Origin of the sequence: Methanofollis formosanus, assembly GCF_019633745.1 — an archaeon.
Taxonomy (GTDB): domain Archaea; phylum Halobacteriota; class Methanomicrobia; order Methanomicrobiales; family Methanofollaceae; genus Methanofollis; species Methanofollis formosanus.
Genome location: NZ_CP037968.1, coordinates 2,074,506 through 2,090,735, shown reverse-complemented (window position 1 = coordinate 2,090,735; position 16,230 = coordinate 2,074,506). Strand labels below are relative to the sequence as shown.

Here is a 16,230-nt window from a genome sequence, read left to right as displayed (position 1 = left end):
ATCCCGTATGCTTGAGCCAGGGGTTCATGCCTGATTCTACAAAGCCCAATTTTTGGCTCTGTAGAATTCGGGATGAGGCGAGATGATGCCTCAAGTATATGGGATGAAAATTCCTGTGGGTCTCAAGGGTGTACACGAATCTTTTCTTTCCCCTGGAGCCTGAAAACAGGTGGGAACATCCCTTCATCGCCGCCCCTCGGCTATCTTCGCCGTGGGGGGTTCCGGGGGGCTCGGGGGACAATCAGCCTTCCGCCGGAGAGAGCCATCAAGACGATTTCTACAAAGCCACATTACCTCCTGATCAACGTCCCGACCCGCTCCCCATTCACCGCCTTCGTGATATTACCCGGCACATGCCCGTTGACCACCTTGATCTCCTTCACATGCTTGGTATTGAGGAGGAGTTCGACCGCCCGGCGCTCCAGCACCAGGTCTTCGAGGTCCATGGCAAGGAGATCCTCTGCCGAGATCTCAGCGATCAACTCGGCACCAGGGTTGACCCTCGGATCTTCGGTGAACTGCCCGTCGACATTCTTCGCCAGGATACAGTTCTTCGCGCCCATCACCTCGGCGATGAGCACCGCACCGGTGTCGGTCCGGTTCGGCGGGATCGATCCCACCTCGGCGGGCTGCTCGTACAGTCCGTACGGCGGCGTGCCGTGGGTCACCGGCAAAAGGCCGAGGGCGATGATCGTCGGGAGTTCGAGGAGGTCGGCGGTGTGGACTCGCACTCCCCCGTGTGAGGAGAGGAGGACGGTCATCATGATCGCGTTCTGCTCGCTGATCTTGCCGGCAAGTTCGGCAAGCACCCCCGTCGGCATCCCGAGGTCGATGCCGATGTCCATGATATGCCGCACCCGCCCGCCGCCGCCGGTCACCACCAGCACCTTTTCTCCGGCCTCCTTGAGGGCCCCGATCTCTTCCACGATCGGGAAGACCACTTGCCTGCCATAATCGATGGTGCCGTGCCCACCGAACTTGATCACGTTCAGGTCGGGCATGATCCTGATCTGCGGGATCTCATCGATCTTCCGCATCAGTCCTTTCCGTACCAGCGTCTCTCCTCGCAGCCCCGACTCCAGTTCATATCGACCTGATCTCATAGGGTCACCTGGCGAACACTATATAGTGTCAGATATATAGTGGTGACACCATGGTCCGGCACGGACCAGAGGGGGAGAGAGAAGATGTTGAAACTCTATGCGCGAGAGCGGCAGAAGGTCGGCAGCGGTGTCAAGCAACCGAAGTACCGCGTCGTCGCCGTCACCGGCGGGAAGGGGGACGAGGGACACCTCAAGGTCGAGGCGACCCATTTCAGGAAGACCGAACTTGAGCAGATCGCCGCGGATGTCGGGGCCGAGATCATCTGGCTCGAAGCGATGCCCGAGGAAAAACGCGGCGAGATGAAAGTCGCCACCAGATAAAAATATGCGAGAAGGAGTTCAGGCCCGGATCAGGGTCCCGATCTCCTCACCTTTTACCGCTTTTGTAATGTTGCCAGGCACATGGCCGTTGACCACCCTGATCTCTCTCACATGCTTGGTGTGAAGGAGGAGTTCGACCGCCTTCTTCTCGAGGACCATGTCCTCCATGTCCCTTGCAAGGAGTTCTTCCGCCGTGATCTCAGAGATCAGTTCGGCCTCAGGGTCGAGGCGCGGGTCGTCGGTGAAGAGGCCGTCGACGTTCTTGCAAAGGATACAGTTCTTCGCGCCCATCACCTCAGCAATCAGCACCGCACCGGTGTCGGTCCGGTTCGGCGGGATCGATCCCATCTCCGGAGGTTGTTCATAGAGCCCGTACGGGGGCGTGCCATGGGTCACCGGCAGGAGGCCCAGCGACGCGAGGGTGGGGAGTTCGAGGAGGTCGTCCGACGACACCTGCGTCCCGCCGTATGGGGAGAGGAGGAGGGCCATCATCAGGGCGTTCTGTTCGCTGATCTTGCCGGCGAGTTCGGCGAGCACGCCGGTCGGCATCCCGAGGTTGATCCCGATGTCCATGATATGCCGCACCCTGACGCCGCCGCCGGTCACCAGGAGCACCTTCTCCCCGGCCTCCTTGAGGGCACCGATCTCCTCCACGATCGGGAAGACCACCTCGCGCCCGAAGTCGATGGTGCCATGCCCGCCGATCTTGATCACGTTCAGGTCGGGCATGATCCTGATCTGCGGGATCTCGTCGATCTGCCGCATCAGTCCCTTTCTGACCATAGTCTCACCTCTGAGCCCTGAATTCAGTTCGAACCGTTTTGCCGTGATGGTATCACCTGTGAAGAGAATATTTATACGCAATGAGATATAACAGGGCGTATACCAGTTGGTATACCAATTGGATGTCAGGTGATTCCCATGAAGATCTATGTCCGTGAACGTAATAAGGTCGGCAGCGGCGTCAGGCAGCCGAAGTTCCGTATCGTCGCCGTAACCGGGGACAACAACTCCAGAAGACTCTGGGTGGAGTCCAAGCACTTCAGAAAGAACGAGATTGAGCTCATCGCCGCAGACCTCGGTGCCGAGATCGTCTGGCTCGAACCGATGCCAGAGAGCGAGCACCATAAGAAGAAAGACGAATAAGGTTCATACCTGCGTTATGTCTGCACTGACCTCAAGTGAGATTCTTACAGCGGTTGCACGGATTCTCATCTCTGAGGACCGTGCCATCACATTTCTCTGCACCGAGGACGAGATCAGCATCAGGTTCCCGAAGACCAGACGTCTTGCCGCCTATCTCTCGGTCCCCCATTACTATGTCATCCCCGTCCTTGCCGCCATGGAAGGGGAGGGCCTGGTCACCCGCACCGAACGGGTCGGCGTCTCGACCAATGCAAAAGGGACCGCACTTCTCTTCTCCAGGATTATGGACGAGTATCCTGAAGAGGTCGAAGAGATCCTCGGGCCCGACCTCCTCCAGGCGATCAGGGGGAGGATCTTTAGCGCGTGAGACGCCCCCCTTGGCGGGGGGTCGTCCTCTGACTTTAGACCAGAAGGTCATCCCAAAACTCTCCGGCCATGATATGTGACCGGAGGACGTTTCTGAAGTACGGTGTCGTTCAAGAGATCGCTGCCGCCCCGAACCGGGGAAGGCAGGGTGAACGGTCCGGAACATCCGGCCTCATCGCCACCTGACGCTTCCCCTTCGCGTGCACCCCCGGGGCGTCTTTCAAAAGACCTGGACTGACGAGGCCTTGAAGGCCACAGAGACGGTGTCCCCTTCGGCAAGACCCATCTCAAGATATCCTTGCCTGGTGATCAGCACCACCAGCGGGATCCCGCAGTCGACCGTGATCCTGACCGTCGCCCCATGATCAGCGATCTCTTCGACCGTCCCGGAATACCGGTTTCGTGCACTGGACTCGATCGGCCGGGGCGAGATCAGGATCTCCTCCGGACGTATCGAGACACAGACTGTATCACCGTCACCAGAGGCCGTCGAGATCATTCTGACTCCATCGACGGTGACCTCGGAGACCCCGTCCTTCCGGACGCAGGTGCCTTTGAAGAGGTTCTCCACACCGACAAAATTCGCCACGAACTCGCAGTTCGGTTTTCTGAAAACCTCGTGCGGTTCGCCGACCTGCACGATCTCGCCGCCCCGGATCACGGCCACGCGGTCCGCGAGGGAGAAGACCTCCTCGAAGTTGTGGGTGACATGGATCACCGTGATCCCGTAGAGGTCGTGGAGACGACGCAGTTCCCGCCTGAGTTTCTCCCGTGTCCGGCCGTCCAGTGCGCTCAACGGTTCGTCGAGGAGGAGGAGCGCGGGTTCCATAACGATCGCCCGGGCGATGGCCGCCCGCTGCTGCTCGCCGCCGGAAAGCGTCTCTGGATGGCGATGGAGGAGGTGATCGATACCGAGGAACCGAGCGGCTTCCCGCACTTTTGCTTCGATCTCCGCCGGGTCCACTTTCTGGTTCTTCAACCCGAAACCGATGTTCTCCTCGACCGTGAGGTGGGGGAAGAGCATGTAGTCCTGGTAGACCATGCTGATCCGCCGCTCCCGCGGGGGCGCATCGGTGATGTCCCGACCATCGAGGATCATCCGGCCGCTGTCGGGAGGATAGATCCCTGCCAGGGTCTCGAGGAGGATGGTCTTGCCGGCGCCGGTCGGTCCGATGATCACCAGATATTCGCCGTCGTTTACCTGGAGGGAGGCGTCTTTGAGGACGAACTCCCCCATGTCTTTGGATACGTGTTCAATCTGCAGCATTCATCCCCCTCCTACAACCTGGCGCTCCCGCCATAGCGTTCGAAGACATAGAGCGAGGCGACCGAGATGACGATCAGGATCGTCGCCGCCGAGATGGCCAGTTCCAGTTCGCCGCAGGACATGTTGAGGAAGAGCGAGATCGGCAGCGTCTCGGTCTTCATCCGCGTCGCACCGGCAAGCATCAGCGCGGCCCCGAACTCGCCGATCCCCTTTGCCCAGGTGATCACCCCGCCGGCGATGAGACCGCTCGTCGCCATCGGGAGGGTGACCCGCCAGAGGGCCTGGATGTCGGTGCACCCCAGGGTCTTTGCTACGTACTCGTAGCGCGGACTGATCGACTCGAAGGTCGAGCGCATGATCCTGAGCATGAACGGGAAGTTCACGAAGACCTGCGCCACCACGATCCCGAGGGGCGTGAAGATGAAGACCAGGCCCGCTTCGGCGAGCGCCTTTCCGATCGGCGTGGTCCCGAAGAAGAGGAGAAGTCCCACACCCGCGACGAGCGGCGGGAGGGCGAGCGGCATGTCGACGACGGTGTTCACCGCATTTTTGCCGAAGAAATCATATCGGGCCAGGGCGTAGGCCGAGGGCACGGCGATCAGGATGCAGATCGCGGTCGACGCTATCGAGGTGACGATCGAGAGGTAGACGGCAAACTGGATCTCCCGCGAGGTGATGGAGGAGAGGAGTGCGGCGGGGGATGGATGGGTGACGACGAGGAGCAGCAGGACGATGATGAAGGCGGTGAGGAGGGTGGCGACACCGATCGTCACCGCCTTCAGGGGATTGGGGGCATTCACAGATTCACCCGGTCGCGCCGCCTGAGGGCCTCGGGGGTGCTGTTCCACTCCCTGACATCGTCCACGTGCTGGTCGTCCACCCATCCGCTCCTGACCTCCTCGCGGTGGTCGAACTGGTGGACATAGGGCTTGACGTCGAGGAGCGGCGTGCCGTCGAGAGTGTCCACGCCGCAGACGTCGAGGACGTTGCCGCGCACGCCCTTCAACTCCACGATCGAGATCCCGATCGGGTTGGGGCGGTTGAAGTGGCGGATGGCAAAGATGCCGCGTTCCTTCTGGAGGTCAAGGAACGGTTTCTGGCGGAGCATGGTGCCGTTCGCCCGGTGGAAATGGTAGATGAGGAAGAGGTGCGAGAAGGTCTCGATATCCAGCAGTCCTTCCTCATATTCAGGGAACAACTCGACGGTACCGCATGCCTTGTTGAATATCCCCTGGATGGGAGTGTTCTTCTGCTCGGTAAAGGGTGTTCTGATGATGCCGATGGGCCGGTAGGTGACCGGCTGTTTTGTGGGGTCGGTTGGTTCCGAATGCATGGGAATTCCTCGTCGGTGATGAAGAAAGGGAACGAGCCCTGAAGGGCTCAGGCCTCGTACTTCGGGTCAGGGTAGACAATGTATCCGTGCTTCACAAAGACTGCCTTCCCTTCGTCGGAAGCGACGAAGTCGGCGAACTTCTGTGCCTCAGTCGGGTTCTCGGAGAACATGAGCGTGCCGATGGGGATCACCTTGATGTCGTTCTGGGCCTTCGGGATCTCGACGAGGTCCATCTTGTCGGGCACATAGAGGTCGTACCAGATGACGGTTGCATCTGCCGTACCCATGCAGATATCGACGACCAGTTCGTTGACGGTCGCCCGCGTGGCCGCGGCGTTCTCGGAAACATCGTCCCAGAGGCCGCTCCTATTCAGCAGTTTCTTGGTGCTCTTCCCGATCGCCGGGCCGGTGGGGTCGCCGACGACGACGGTCAGGTCGTCACGCGCCAGGTCCTCGATGCAGGTCACGTTCTTCGGGTTGCCCTTGGCGACGGCGACCACCGGGATGTGGTAGACGACCTTTTTGGTGGTGTTCACATACCCTTTCTCGGCCGCTTTCTCGATGTAGGCGGTGGCGCCCGGCATGTAGAGGTCGCCCTGTTGCACCAGTTCCATCTGGCTCAGGAGGGCGGCGGAGTTGCCGAAGCTGAACTTGATCAGGGTGCCGGTCTCATTCTCGTAGAGGGCAGCGACCTCCTCCATCGGTTCCCTGATGCCGGCGCCGCAGTAGACCATCAGGGTCTTCTCTTCCGACACCTGTGGTGTCGTTGTTGTCTGTTCGGTGGTGCACCCGCAGACGGCGCAGGCAGCGCCGACCACGAGCATCAGGATCAGCATGATCGGGAACGATTTCATATAGAGAGCGTTAATTAACAACGTAAATAAATCCCCATGATTTTACTCTGGGAGGGAAATCTTTCTCCTGCATCAGAGCCGAAACAATCGTCACAGAAGGGACGCAACCGGATGACGGAAATTGGAGACGCAGACGAACAGAACGGGCCGAGACCGCTCAGATTTACCATCGGTGAGTTCGCCGGATCGGTCGGCGACTTCGGGACCATCCTCCCGATTGTCCTGGGTGTCGCCCTGGTCTGCGAGGTGAACCTCGCGCAGATTTTTCTCTTCTTCGCCCTGTGGTACGTTCTTTCAGGGATCTACTACCGGCTCCCCATCCCGATCGAACCCCTCAAGGCCGTCGGGGCGATCGCCATCGCCGAAGGACTGACCGCCGGGGAGATCGCCGGGGCCGGGATGATCATCGGCGTCATCTTCCTCGCCCTCGGGTGTTGCGGGAGTATGACCTGGCTCAGGGACCGGATCCCGGTCTCCGTCATCAGGGGAGTGCAGGCCGGCCTCGCCCTCGTGCTGATCAGGACGGCCCTCGGCTTCCTCGAGTCGGACCCGCTCTTTGCCGGAATATCGATTGCGGTGATCGTGCTCTTCTTCCTCGCGGCGTTGCGCTGGAAGATCAACGATATCTCGGCACTCGTCGTCCTGGCCATCGGGATCGGCGCCGGGATCCTCACCGCCGGCATCCCCCCGATCTCGATGATCCCCCTGCCCTCCCTCGTCTTCCCCGACATCGCCGACCTCGTCTACGCGGGACTCTACCTCGTCCCGCCGCAGTTCCCGCTTACTCTCACCAACGCCATTCTCGCCACCGCCCTCCTCACTCACGACCTCTTCAAGACCGACGTCCCCCCGGACCGCCTCTCCCGGACGATCGGGATCATGAACCTGGTCTCGGTGCCCTTCGGCGGGTTCCCGATGTGCCATGGCGCCGGCGGACTTGCCGCCCAGCACCGTTTCGGCGCCAGGACCGGCGGGGCGAACGTGATCGCAGGGGCGATCTTCCTCGGCTTCGCCCTCTTCTTCGCCTCGCCGGAGAGCCTCGCCCTCATCCCGCTCGGCGTCTTCGGCGGTCTGCTCATCTTCGCCGCCGTCGAACTCGGTAAACACAGTCTCAAGACCGACTCGTATCTCGTCACCGGCGTCATCGCCGTCCTCGCCCTCCTGGTGAACATCACCGTCGGGTTCGTCGTGGGCCTCGTCCTGGCATATGTGCTGGAGGCGAGGAAGAAGAAAGCATCGGGCGTGTAAGGTCAGGCAATCGATCCCGGGTTCACGCATCGCAATTGAAACTCTGATCGGTGCGGCACATCCGAACATATCACGCCTTCCCGTTGCATGATCCCGGGGATAGGCCGAGACGAGAAAGAGCCGATCTTTTTCAGAGGAATCACGCGACGTGCCGTCCTCCGGTCCTATCCTCTCGCGAGACGGCAGAACAGATCCCGGCAACGAGGAACGGCATGTTCTGATCATTGCGCTGTCCTGTCATCCTGACCCCGGAGATAGAACCAGGACGGGATGGGCTGATCATGATTCCGGGGAGCACCCTGTCGTGTGCCGTCCTCCAGTCCTATCTTCTCGCGAGGCGGCAGAACAGATCATGTGATGAGGGGATGGCATGTTTCGATCATCATGTCGTCACGTCGTCATGACCCCGAAGATAGAACCTGGACGGGAGAGGGCCGATCTTTTTTCGGAGGGAACACGCGCCCCGTGCCGTCCCCCGTCCTATCTTCTCGCGAGATGGCAGAACAGATTCAGGGATGAGGGGACGGCATGTTTCGATCATCACACTCCACCTCGTCGCAACCCCGAAGATAGAACCTGGACGGCAGAGAGTTGATCTTTTTTCGGAGGGATCACACGTGATGCCACCCTCCGCCCGTCTTCGTCGCGGAATGTACCCCCCCGACCCCCCGACGCTGAGGATAGACGGGGGCGGCGATGGGACACGATCCTCACCGGTTCTTCAGTCTTGAAAAGAAAGATCAAACGACGAGAAATATTCAACCGTATATGCCTGAGGCGTGATCTCGCCTCATGCCGAATTCTACAGAGCCATTATTCAAAATCTTCAACCACATGAACCGCGCTCGCCTTGAACGAGAGACGCACCCTTGTTCCCACCCTGATATCCAGGTCTTCCGCCGACTTCCAGGTAATCAGGGCGGCGAAGGGGATCCCGCAGTCGATGGTGAGATGGTTGAGCGGCCCGTAGGCCTTCATCTCCGTGACCGTCCCGTTCAGGACATTGCGGGCGCTGATCCGGCTGCCGTCCACGAGGTAAAGGGTGATGTCCTCGGGCTTGATGCAGGCGCAGACGCGGGTGCCCACCGGGAACGGGGCGACGGCCTGGACACTCACCCCTCCACCCGCATCGATGGTGACGACCCCATCGGAGGTGGCGGTGATCTCGCCTGAGAGGACATTCTCGATCCCGACAAACCTGGCAACATGCTTGTTCTTCGGCGTCGCAAAGACCTCCCGCGGCGTTCCCACCTGGGAGAAGACTCCGTCCATCAAGACCCCGATGCGGTGAGCAAGCCGCTGGCCCTGGCGCATGTCGTGCGTGGAGATGATCACCGTCTGGCCCTGCTCGCGATTGATCCGCACCACCAGTTCCTCGATCGCCGCCGTCGAGACCGGGTCGAGGTTGGCGGTCGGTTCGTCCATCAGAAGGACCGTCGGAGAGGTGACCACCGCACGGGCCAGCGCGACCCGCTGCATCTCGCCGCCCGAGAGGGTCCGGGCCTGCCGCGTCCCGTATCCCGAGAGCCCGATCACCTCCAGCGCCCATCCCACCTTCTCCCTGATCTCCTTTTCTGGGATATGCCTGAGCCTGAGGCCGTAGGCAATGTTTTCATAGACGCTCATATTGAAGACCGCCGGCCGCTGGAAGACCATCGCCATTCTCCTCCTGAACTCCAGCGGGTGCGAGTCTTCGCCATGGATGTCGGTGCCGTCAAGGAGGATCCGGCCCGAGGTGGGACTGTCGAGGAGGTTGATCATCCGCAGGAGCGTGGACTTGCCCGAGCCCGACGGCCCGATCACCGCAAAGATCTCCCCGTCCTGGATGACGGCGTTCACGTCGCGCAGGACCGTGGTGCCGTCGAACGATTTTGCAATATGCCGGAGCTCGATCATGAAATTCACCGTTGCTGTACAAGGTTCATCAGGACGTTCACGACCAGTGCGATGGAGAGGAGGATGATCCCCAGCGCGATGGAGAGGGCGATGTCCCCTCGTCCGGTCTCCAGGGTGATGGCGGTCGTCAGGATCCTGGTCGAACTCCAGAACGAACTGGCCTGGATATTCCCGCCGATGATGATCGCCGCACCGACCTCGGAGATCGCCCGGCCGAAGGCCATGGCCACGGCGGCAACGATCGCAAACCTTGCTTCTTTGAGCACCGAGAAGAAGAACTGGACCTTTGTCGCTCCGAGAGAGATGATGGTGTCCCTGATGGTGGTGTCCACCGCGATCAGCGCCGAGATGGTCAGGCCGATGATGATGGGCAGGACCAGGATCGTCTGGCCGATGATCATCCCGCCCGGAGTGAAAAGGAGGCCGAGGGCTCCGAACGGTCCGGTTCTGCGGATGAAGAGAAAGACCACCAGCCCGACGACGACGGTCGGGACCGCATACATCGTCTGGACCAGGTTGATCACCGACTTTCTTCCGGGAAATTCTTTGAAGGCGATGGCCGCCCCGATCGGCAGGGAGATGAGCGAACCGAGGAGGACGGCCGAGAAGGTGATGATCAGGCTGCGGGCGGTGATCTCCATCACCGCCGGGTCGAGGGTGACGATCAGTTCGATCGCCTGGAAGAGACCTTCTCCGATCGGATCGAGTCCTTCAAACAGTCCTGCCATATCGCACGTCCTCGGTCTTTAGAAAGAGGTCACGACCGGAATGGACCGGTCGCGAGAATGGGAAAAAGGGCGTGAGAGGTCAGAACTGCCACACGCCCCTGAACCCGTCACCTCAGGTGACTGGCTCTTCGGTCTCCTCACGCTCCACCCCGAGTACCTCCCAGGCACCCCGTGCAGGGTTGAAGAGCGGCTGGCCGTACTCCTCGACACCAAAGTTCCCGATCTCCTCCTGGATCTCTGGCGAGATGAGGAAGTTGATCCACTCTTTGGCAAGGGTGCTGTTGACCTCAGGGAACTTCTCGGGGTTGATCTCCATCACGCTGTAGATGTTCAGGAGGATGTCCCCCTGCTCGACCAGCGGGACCAGACCGGTCTCGGTCTTGTAAGCGAGATAGGTGCCGATATCGCTGAGGGTATAGGCTTCCTTCTCGCCGGTCATCACCAGGGTGGAGCCCATCCCGGTACCGGCCTCGACATACCACTCGCCCGAGCCCTGGATGTCGGTGGTGTAGTTGAAACCGGCGGCCTCCCAGATGGCCTTCTCTTTCCCATGCGTCCCGGAATCGTCACCCCGAGAGACGAAGACGACGCTTCCCGGTTCGGCGAGGCCTTTCTCCCGGATCGTGGTGAACGCTTCCTCGGGAGTCATGTTCGCAATCCCGGCCGGGTCAGACTCCGGGCCGACGATGGTGAAGTAGTTGTAGGCGAAGACGCGCCGATTGGCCCCATAACCCTCCTCAATAAATTCGTCCTCGCGGGCACGGTCATGGACCATCATCACGTCCACGTCCCCTGCCCTCCCGAGTTCGAGGGACTGGCCGGTCCCTTTTGCGGTGATCTTCACATCCGCGTTATACTGTTCCTCGAAGATCGGTCTGAGATAGTCCAGGAGTCCGGTGTCCTGGAGACTGGTCGTCGTCGCGATCAGGAGAGTCTGCGTCCCTTCCTGGGCGGGGGTCGTCTCCCCCGGCACTGCGGTTGTCTCCCCCGGTGTCGGGGTCGGCGTTGCCTCCCCGCCTCCCGGCGTTGTACAGCCGCAGATGAAGGCAGCAGCCACCACGATGACGGCGAGCATAATAAAGGCGATCTTTTTCATGGCAGGGACATAATATAGCTTTGACATTATATTTCTTGCCACATAGTCTCCCGAACCCGTCCCCGCCTCCGCCGACATACAAAGATTTTATTCTCAGAGACCGGGATGAGGACGTACTGGAGACCACAGAGAAAGGAGGAAAGGAATGAAAAAACCGGGAAAATCTGCAGAGAAAGTGTTGTATGCCCTGGTCGGCAGTGCGATGCGCCAGTATGGCGGCAAAGACCTGGAGAAGATGACCGGGCTCTCCTCACATGAGATCAACGTTGCAGTCAGAGAACTCGAAGAGATGGGGGCCGTGGAGGTCCATCATCGCACCTCCGGAGAACCCTATCTCTTCACCACGGCCAAAATCACGGCAAAGGGCCGGGCAATCTTTCAGGTGATGGCAGTGCCGGGCTGCGACACCTGACCACCTTTTTTCGACCGGGTTGAAACACTCATACTCCCTCAGAACTCGCTAACGGAAGGGGCATGCCAGAAACCGCTGCCCTTCTCTCCTCGTTGTGGGGGGAGGGGGGAAGACCAGATCAAAGAACCCCGAATGAGTATCGCCGTTCTTTTTCAGTCGCGGATCCAGACGACCGCCCCGTAGACATAATCCTTCGAGATGTCGAGCCCTTTGATCTCCGAGTCCCGCGGGAGGTCGGCGGTAAACTCGACCGGGGCGTCATAGACGGTGAAGAAGATGCTCCTGTACGGGATCCCGGCCGACCTGACCTCATCGGCCGATGCAGGCGCATACCCTGCGGGTTTGTCTGCGGTGTTGTAGGCGAAGAAGGTCGTGAGGATGTCGGCACCATCCCTCGAGATCGCAGCCCCGTGCGGGTCGACCTTGAGTTTGAGGATCACGCCCTGCCCGTCCTCGCGTTCGACGGCTTCGAGGCTGATCTTCATCTCGTCGAGCCTGGGGTCGATGATCATGACCGGGCTCTCGACCGCCGGCACCGGCGTCGTGGCGACCGGGGTCGCCGTCGGGGTCGGCGTGGGTTGCGGCCCCACTGGCGAAGTGCACCCGGCGAAAAGCACCGTTATGCCGAGACAGAGGACCATGAGAAGGGAAACACGGGGATTCATATAATTCACGATATGTCCGGGCCGATATAAGCGTTTCCCCATCCCGGGTCCGGAAACCGAACTGTAATATAGAGACGGAGAGATATGTGATTTGTTTGACATGGCCGACGAAGGATACAGGAACGCAAATGTCGAGGGGCAGGAGGTGCCCTACGACCCGGAACAGCTCCGGAAGGTCCAGGAACACCCCTGTTACAGTGAAAAGGCCCACCACACCTGCGGGCGCTGTCACCTGCCGGTCGCACCGAAGTGCAACATCCAGTGCAACTACTGCATCCGGGACTTCGACTGTGTGAACGAGAGCAGGCCCGGGGTGACCTCCAGGGTGGTGAAACCGGACGAGGCCCTTGACCTGGTGAAGAAGGTGATGGACCAGTTCCCGTACGTGAAGGTGATCGGGATCGCGGGTCCGGGCGAACCCCTCGCAAACCCCGAGACCTTCGAGACCCTCCGGTTGGTCCATGAAGCTTTCCCCCACCTGATCATGTGCCTCTCGACAAACGGCCTCCTCCTTCCCGACTCGATCGACGAACTCCAGAAGTACGATGTCGGCAATGTCACGGTCACCCTCAATGCCATCGACCCGGCGATCGGCGAGCAGATCTATTCATATGTGAACTATCGCGGCACCCACTATACCGGGCGGGAAGCCGCGGAGGTCCTCCTCGAACAGCAGCTTGAGGGGATCAGGATGGCGGTCGAGCGCAAGATGTTCGTGAAGGTCAACTGCGTCTACATCCCCGGCATCAACGACGAGCACATCCCGGCGATCGCAAAGAAAGTCGGGGAACTCGGTGCCTTCTCCTTCAACCTCATCCCGCTCATCCCGCAGTATAAACTGGCCCACATCACCCCCCCGACACCGACGGAGAAGCGGGCGATGCAGGACCGGTGCGCTCCCTTCATCAAACAGATGCGCCACTGCGCACGCTGCCGCTCCGACGCCATCGGGAGGCTCGGGCACGACGTGCAGTCGCGGATCTATTGCGGCGAGAGCGGCTGCGGCGAGAGCAAAGAATAACTCCTTTTTTTCTGATGAACGATTCCATCGTCCTCGATGCCGACACGCCCTTCGACCTCGACGCCACGCTCGGGTGCGGGCAGGCGTTCCGGTGGGAGAAGGGTGCGGACGGCACCTGGTCGGGCACGGCGCGGGGCCGGGCGGTCAGGATCCGGCAGGACGGAGAGACACTCTCTTTCTCTGGGGCGGACGAGGCGTTCGTCACCGACTACTTCGCCCTCGACCTCGACCTGAACGAGATCCTTGCCTCCATCGACACCGACCCGACAATCCACCGGGCGGTCGCCTCCTGCACCGGCCTGCGCCTGCTCAGGCAGGAGCCCTTCGAGACTCTCATCTCCTATATCTGCGCCACCAACACCAACATCCCGACGGTCAAAAAACGGGTCCGTCTTCTCTCGGAGCGGTACGGCACGCCTCTTCCCGGCGGGGCCCACGCCTTCCCGGACGCGGCGGCCCTCGCGCCCTGCAGCGAGGACGCCCTCAGGGCATGCGTCCTCGGGTACCGGGCGCCCTATATCTGCACGACCGCACGGATGTGTGCGGACGATCCGGACTGGGCGGCGCGGCTCGCCGGCCTCCCGTACCCGGAGGCAAAGACCGAACTCCTCCGCTTCCCGGGCGTCGGCCCGAAGGCCGCGGACTGTATCCTCCTCTTCGCCTTCCAGCAGTACGAGGCCTTTCCGGTGGACGTCTGGATCAGACGGATCATGCGCCGCGCCTACCTCCCCCACCTCAATGAGAGCGGTGGGATGAGCCCTAAGGAATACGAGGAGATCGCCTCCTTTGCCCGCCGGCACTTCGGGCGGTACGCCGGGTGGGCGCAGGAGTATCTCTACTGTGTCCGGGAAGACGACCGGTAGGATGTCGGGAACAGAAGGTCGCCACGGGAACGAAGCCGGACGATTCCCGACCCCCTCGTCATCCCGGGAGTCAGGGGCAGCGGTCAGGATCGCCGACGACGTTTACAACATTGCAGCAGGTTTTCAGCAGAATTTCAGCAGGTGCCGCGAAGATCAAAGGGCGAGGAGAGGTGTTCGATCGTACAGTACTAGTACAGATAGAGAGACGCGTCTCTCTCTTAGTACTATATTACAGCAAAACCCACACCCACCCGGTAGCGGGTACGCATGGGTCTGCGGGTGGGTGGGTGTGTGCGAAACCCGAAATGTTGTAACTGATCCACGATCTCGACTTCTGACAGAGAAAAAGCGGATCAATCCCCGCCACGCCGCCCGTTGAGTGGCGGCACCTTCCGCAAACTGCCGCAAACGGCTGTAAAACAGAAGAGTTTGCTGCAAGAGACATCTCGGGGCGTCCCGGACCGCCAGTCCCGGCATCTACTTCACTCTCTCTTCTCTCATGAGAGATAAAATCGACTGAACCGGGATCGCAACCGCTCGATCCCTCATGCCCGGTGCCGATCTCAGGCCCCCACGATGAAGATAGCCGAGGGGCGGCCATGGAACACGATCCCCACCGATTCTCCTGTCTTGAAAAGAGAGAGAGCAAGCGACGAGAAATATTCAACCGCGTATGCTTGAGCCCGGGGTTCATGGGCAATTCTACAAAACCGGCTCTGTAGAAATCCTCCTGATAGTTCTCTTCGACGGGGGGCTTGCCGCCCCCAGCAACCCCCCGCGCGATCGATGGGCGGTGGACGGCACCCCCCTCTTCATCGCCACTTCTCAGCCTTCCCGCTCCTATCCCGGGGGTCTCGGGGACGCTCCCCCCGAGCGTGAGCATGAGGGAAGGCGATGGATTCAGTTCACCGGGGGGGTGAGGTGATGAAAAGAAAATGGTTTCTACAGAGCCACAAAGCCAAACATCCAACATTTCGGTGATGACGTACCGCTATGCCTCAATGACCGTGATCTCAGGCGGGCAGTTGTACCTTAAACTCATCCCGAGGAACGGCGTGGTCCCGAGCCCGCGGCCGATATAGAGCGTCCGGTCCCCTTCGTCCAGCCGCCCGGCAAAGGGCCAGTGGCCGAGCCATGCCGCGGGTTTGCCGAGGATGGGAAGGTCGATCTGCCCGCCGTGCGTATGGCCGCAGAGGAGGAGGTCGCCGTCCCATGCCGCACGGTATTCTGGTTCATGGAGGAGGAGGACGGTATAGTCGGCGGCGGGCAGTTCGTCGGGGCACGCCGTCCTCCCGGCAAGGGCGTCGTCGAGGCCGACGATGAGGAGGCGCCGGCCGTCGATCTCTTCCACCGCATACTCGTTTCGCAGCACCTTCACCCCGGCCGCCTCGAGTCGTCCGGCGACGGCGTCGGCAAGGGTGGTGTCGGCCTCGCCGTCGTCGAGGGGGGAGAGGTCGTAGCCTCCGACGGTGGGGTTCACCTCTGCGAGGGCAGTCTCGTCAAGGTCACGGGTGGAGCGCCCGTAGTCGTGGTTGCCGAGGACTGCATAGGCCGGTGCCTCGATCCCGGCCAGAAGGTCGAGGTACGGGAAGTCCTGCCGCCCCGAAGAGATGCAGTCCCCTCCGATGAGTACCAGGGAGGCGTCGAGAGCGTTCACCTCCTCGACCACCCGCTCGATCAGCGGGGCCGTCTCTTCTCTGAGGTGGAGATCGGCGACGAAGACGATCGTGCCCGGCACCCCCTCGACCTGAAGACGCGTGACCGTGAGGCTCTCCGCCTCGGCCGAGGCCGTGAGGACGAAGGCCACAGGGAAGGCAATGAGGGCGATGAGCGTTGCCATGAGGGCGATGCGGGTGCGTCTGACCATGGTGTGTTCCTGATCGGTGGGCGGCAGGGAGGATAAGGATTGCC

General features: G+C 60.9%; 18 protein-coding genes. 7 read left to right on the top strand and 11 right to left on the bottom strand.

Features of this window, described 5'->3' with window-relative positions; translation table 11 throughout:
• Positions 1-290 precede the first annotated feature (290 nt).
• The gene (locus tag E2N92_RS09545; protein ID WP_220680954.1) at positions 291-1,103 is read right to left on the bottom strand and encodes an amino acid kinase family protein; all 813 of its coding nucleotides are present in this window, start codon (positions 1,101-1,103) and stop codon (positions 291-293) included.
• A gap of 87 nt (positions 1,104-1,190) precedes the next feature.
• Between E2N92_RS09545 and E2N92_RS09540 the strand changes: the two genes are divergently transcribed.
• Complete coding sequence (locus E2N92_RS09540; protein ID WP_220682991.1) at positions 1,191-1,424, top strand: hypothetical protein; 234 nt, start codon at positions 1,191-1,193, stop codon at positions 1,422-1,424.
• Positions 1,425-1,442: 18 nt separating this feature from the next.
• Here the strand turns inward: E2N92_RS09540 and E2N92_RS09535 are convergent, their stop codons facing one another.
• A complete protein-coding gene (locus E2N92_RS09535) occupies positions 1,443-2,207 on the bottom strand; it encodes an amino acid kinase family protein (protein WP_246589167.1) in 765 nt (254 codons plus the stop codon).
• A gap of 138 nt (positions 2,208-2,345) precedes the next feature.
• On the opposite strand from E2N92_RS09535, the gene E2N92_RS09530 reads away from it, so the two are divergent.
• Together E2N92_RS09530 and E2N92_RS09525 are read left to right on the top strand one after the other, a co-directional pair.
• Entirely contained in the window at positions 2,346-2,570 is a 225-nt protein-coding gene (locus E2N92_RS09530; RefSeq protein WP_220680953.1) for a hypothetical protein, read from the top strand.
• Positions 2,571-2,586: 16 nt separating this feature from the next.
• Positions 2,587-2,937 (top strand): hypothetical protein, encoded by a 351-nt coding sequence (locus tag E2N92_RS09525; protein WP_220680952.1) that lies wholly within the window; start codon positions 2,587-2,589, stop codon positions 2,935-2,937.
• A 219-nt stretch (positions 2,938-3,156) separates the two neighbouring features.
• On the opposite strand, the gene wtpC is transcribed toward E2N92_RS09525, so the two are convergent.
• The 4 genes from wtpC to modA are packed head-to-tail and all read right to left on the bottom strand — an operon-like array spanning position 3,157 to position 6,390.
• Positions 3,157-4,203, bottom strand: coding sequence for a tungstate ABC transporter ATP-binding protein WtpC (gene wtpC / locus E2N92_RS09520; RefSeq protein ID WP_220680951.1), 1,047 nt, complete (start codon positions 4,201-4,203; stop codon positions 3,157-3,159).
• An 11-nt stretch (positions 4,204-4,214) separates the two neighbouring features.
• On the bottom strand, positions 4,215-5,051 hold the full coding sequence (locus E2N92_RS09515) for an ABC transporter permease (RefSeq protein WP_246589165.1): 837 nt from the start codon (positions 5,049-5,051) through the stop codon (positions 4,215-4,217).
• The gene (gene tsaA, locus E2N92_RS09510) at positions 5,000-5,536 is read right to left on the bottom strand and encodes a tRNA (N6-threonylcarbamoyladenosine(37)-N6)-methyltransferase TrmO (RefSeq protein WP_220680949.1); all 537 of its coding nucleotides are present in this window, start codon (positions 5,534-5,536) and stop codon (positions 5,000-5,002) included. Before tsaA ends, E2N92_RS09515 begins: the two co-directional genes overlap by 52 nt.
• A 47-nt stretch (positions 5,537-5,583) precedes the next feature.
• Entirely contained in the window at positions 5,584-6,390 is an 807-nt protein-coding gene (modA, locus tag E2N92_RS09505) for a molybdate ABC transporter substrate-binding protein (RefSeq protein WP_220680948.1), read from the bottom strand.
• A 111-nt stretch (positions 6,391-6,501) separates the two neighbouring features.
• Between modA and E2N92_RS09500 the strand changes: the two genes are divergently transcribed.
• Positions 6,502-7,638 carry a putative sulfate/molybdate transporter gene (locus E2N92_RS09500; RefSeq protein ID WP_220680947.1) on the top strand — a complete coding sequence of 379 codons (1,137 nt, stop codon included), beginning with the start codon at positions 6,502-6,504 and terminating at the stop codon, positions 7,636-7,638.
• Between the two features lie 813 nt (positions 7,639-8,451).
• On the opposite strand, the gene E2N92_RS09495 is transcribed toward E2N92_RS09500, so the two are convergent.
• The 3 genes from E2N92_RS09495 to E2N92_RS09485 form a co-directional block, all read right to left on the bottom strand.
• The gene (locus E2N92_RS09495) at positions 8,452-9,534 is read right to left on the bottom strand and encodes an ABC transporter ATP-binding protein (protein WP_220680946.1); all 1,083 of its coding nucleotides are present in this window, start codon (positions 9,532-9,534) and stop codon (positions 8,452-8,454) included.
• Between the two features lie 5 nt (positions 9,535-9,539).
• Positions 9,540-10,262, bottom strand: a complete 723-nt coding sequence (locus E2N92_RS09490) for an ABC transporter permease (protein WP_220680945.1) — start codon at positions 10,260-10,262, stop codon at positions 9,540-9,542.
• A 112-nt stretch (positions 10,263-10,374) separates the two neighbouring features.
• On the bottom strand, positions 10,375-11,358 hold the full coding sequence (locus E2N92_RS09485; protein WP_220680944.1) for an ABC transporter substrate-binding protein: 984 nt from the start codon (positions 11,356-11,358) through the stop codon (positions 10,375-10,377).
• 145 nt (positions 11,359-11,503) lie between these two features.
• On the opposite strand from E2N92_RS09485, the gene E2N92_RS09480 reads away from it, so the two are divergent.
• Positions 11,504-11,770, top strand: a complete 267-nt coding sequence (locus tag E2N92_RS09480; RefSeq protein ID WP_220680943.1) for a hypothetical protein — start codon at positions 11,504-11,506, stop codon at positions 11,768-11,770.
• A 152-nt stretch (positions 11,771-11,922) separates the two neighbouring features.
• Here E2N92_RS09480 and E2N92_RS09475 read toward each other — a convergent pair whose 3' ends face one another.
• On the bottom strand, positions 11,923-12,435 hold the full coding sequence (locus tag E2N92_RS09475; RefSeq protein ID WP_220680942.1) for a hypothetical protein: 513 nt from the start codon (positions 12,433-12,435) through the stop codon (positions 11,923-11,925).
• Positions 12,436-12,535: 100 nt separating this feature from the next.
• Here E2N92_RS09475 and nifB point away from each other — a divergent pair, with 100 nt between their 5' ends.
• On the top strand, positions 12,536-13,456 hold the full coding sequence (gene nifB, locus E2N92_RS09470; RefSeq protein WP_220680941.1) for a nitrogenase cofactor biosynthesis protein NifB: 921 nt from the start codon (positions 12,536-12,538) through the stop codon (positions 13,454-13,456).
• A 14-nt stretch (positions 13,457-13,470) separates the two neighbouring features.
• Positions 13,471-14,319 carry a DNA-3-methyladenine glycosylase family protein gene (locus tag E2N92_RS09465; RefSeq protein ID WP_220680940.1) on the top strand — a complete coding sequence of 283 codons (849 nt, stop codon included), beginning with the start codon at positions 13,471-13,473 and terminating at the stop codon, positions 14,317-14,319.
• A 991-nt stretch (positions 14,320-15,310) separates the two neighbouring features.
• Here the strand turns inward: E2N92_RS09465 and E2N92_RS09460 are convergent.
• Entirely contained in the window at positions 15,311-16,186 is an 876-nt protein-coding gene (locus E2N92_RS09460) for a metallophosphoesterase (RefSeq protein WP_220680939.1), read from the bottom strand.
• Positions 16,187-16,230 lie beyond the last annotated feature (44 nt).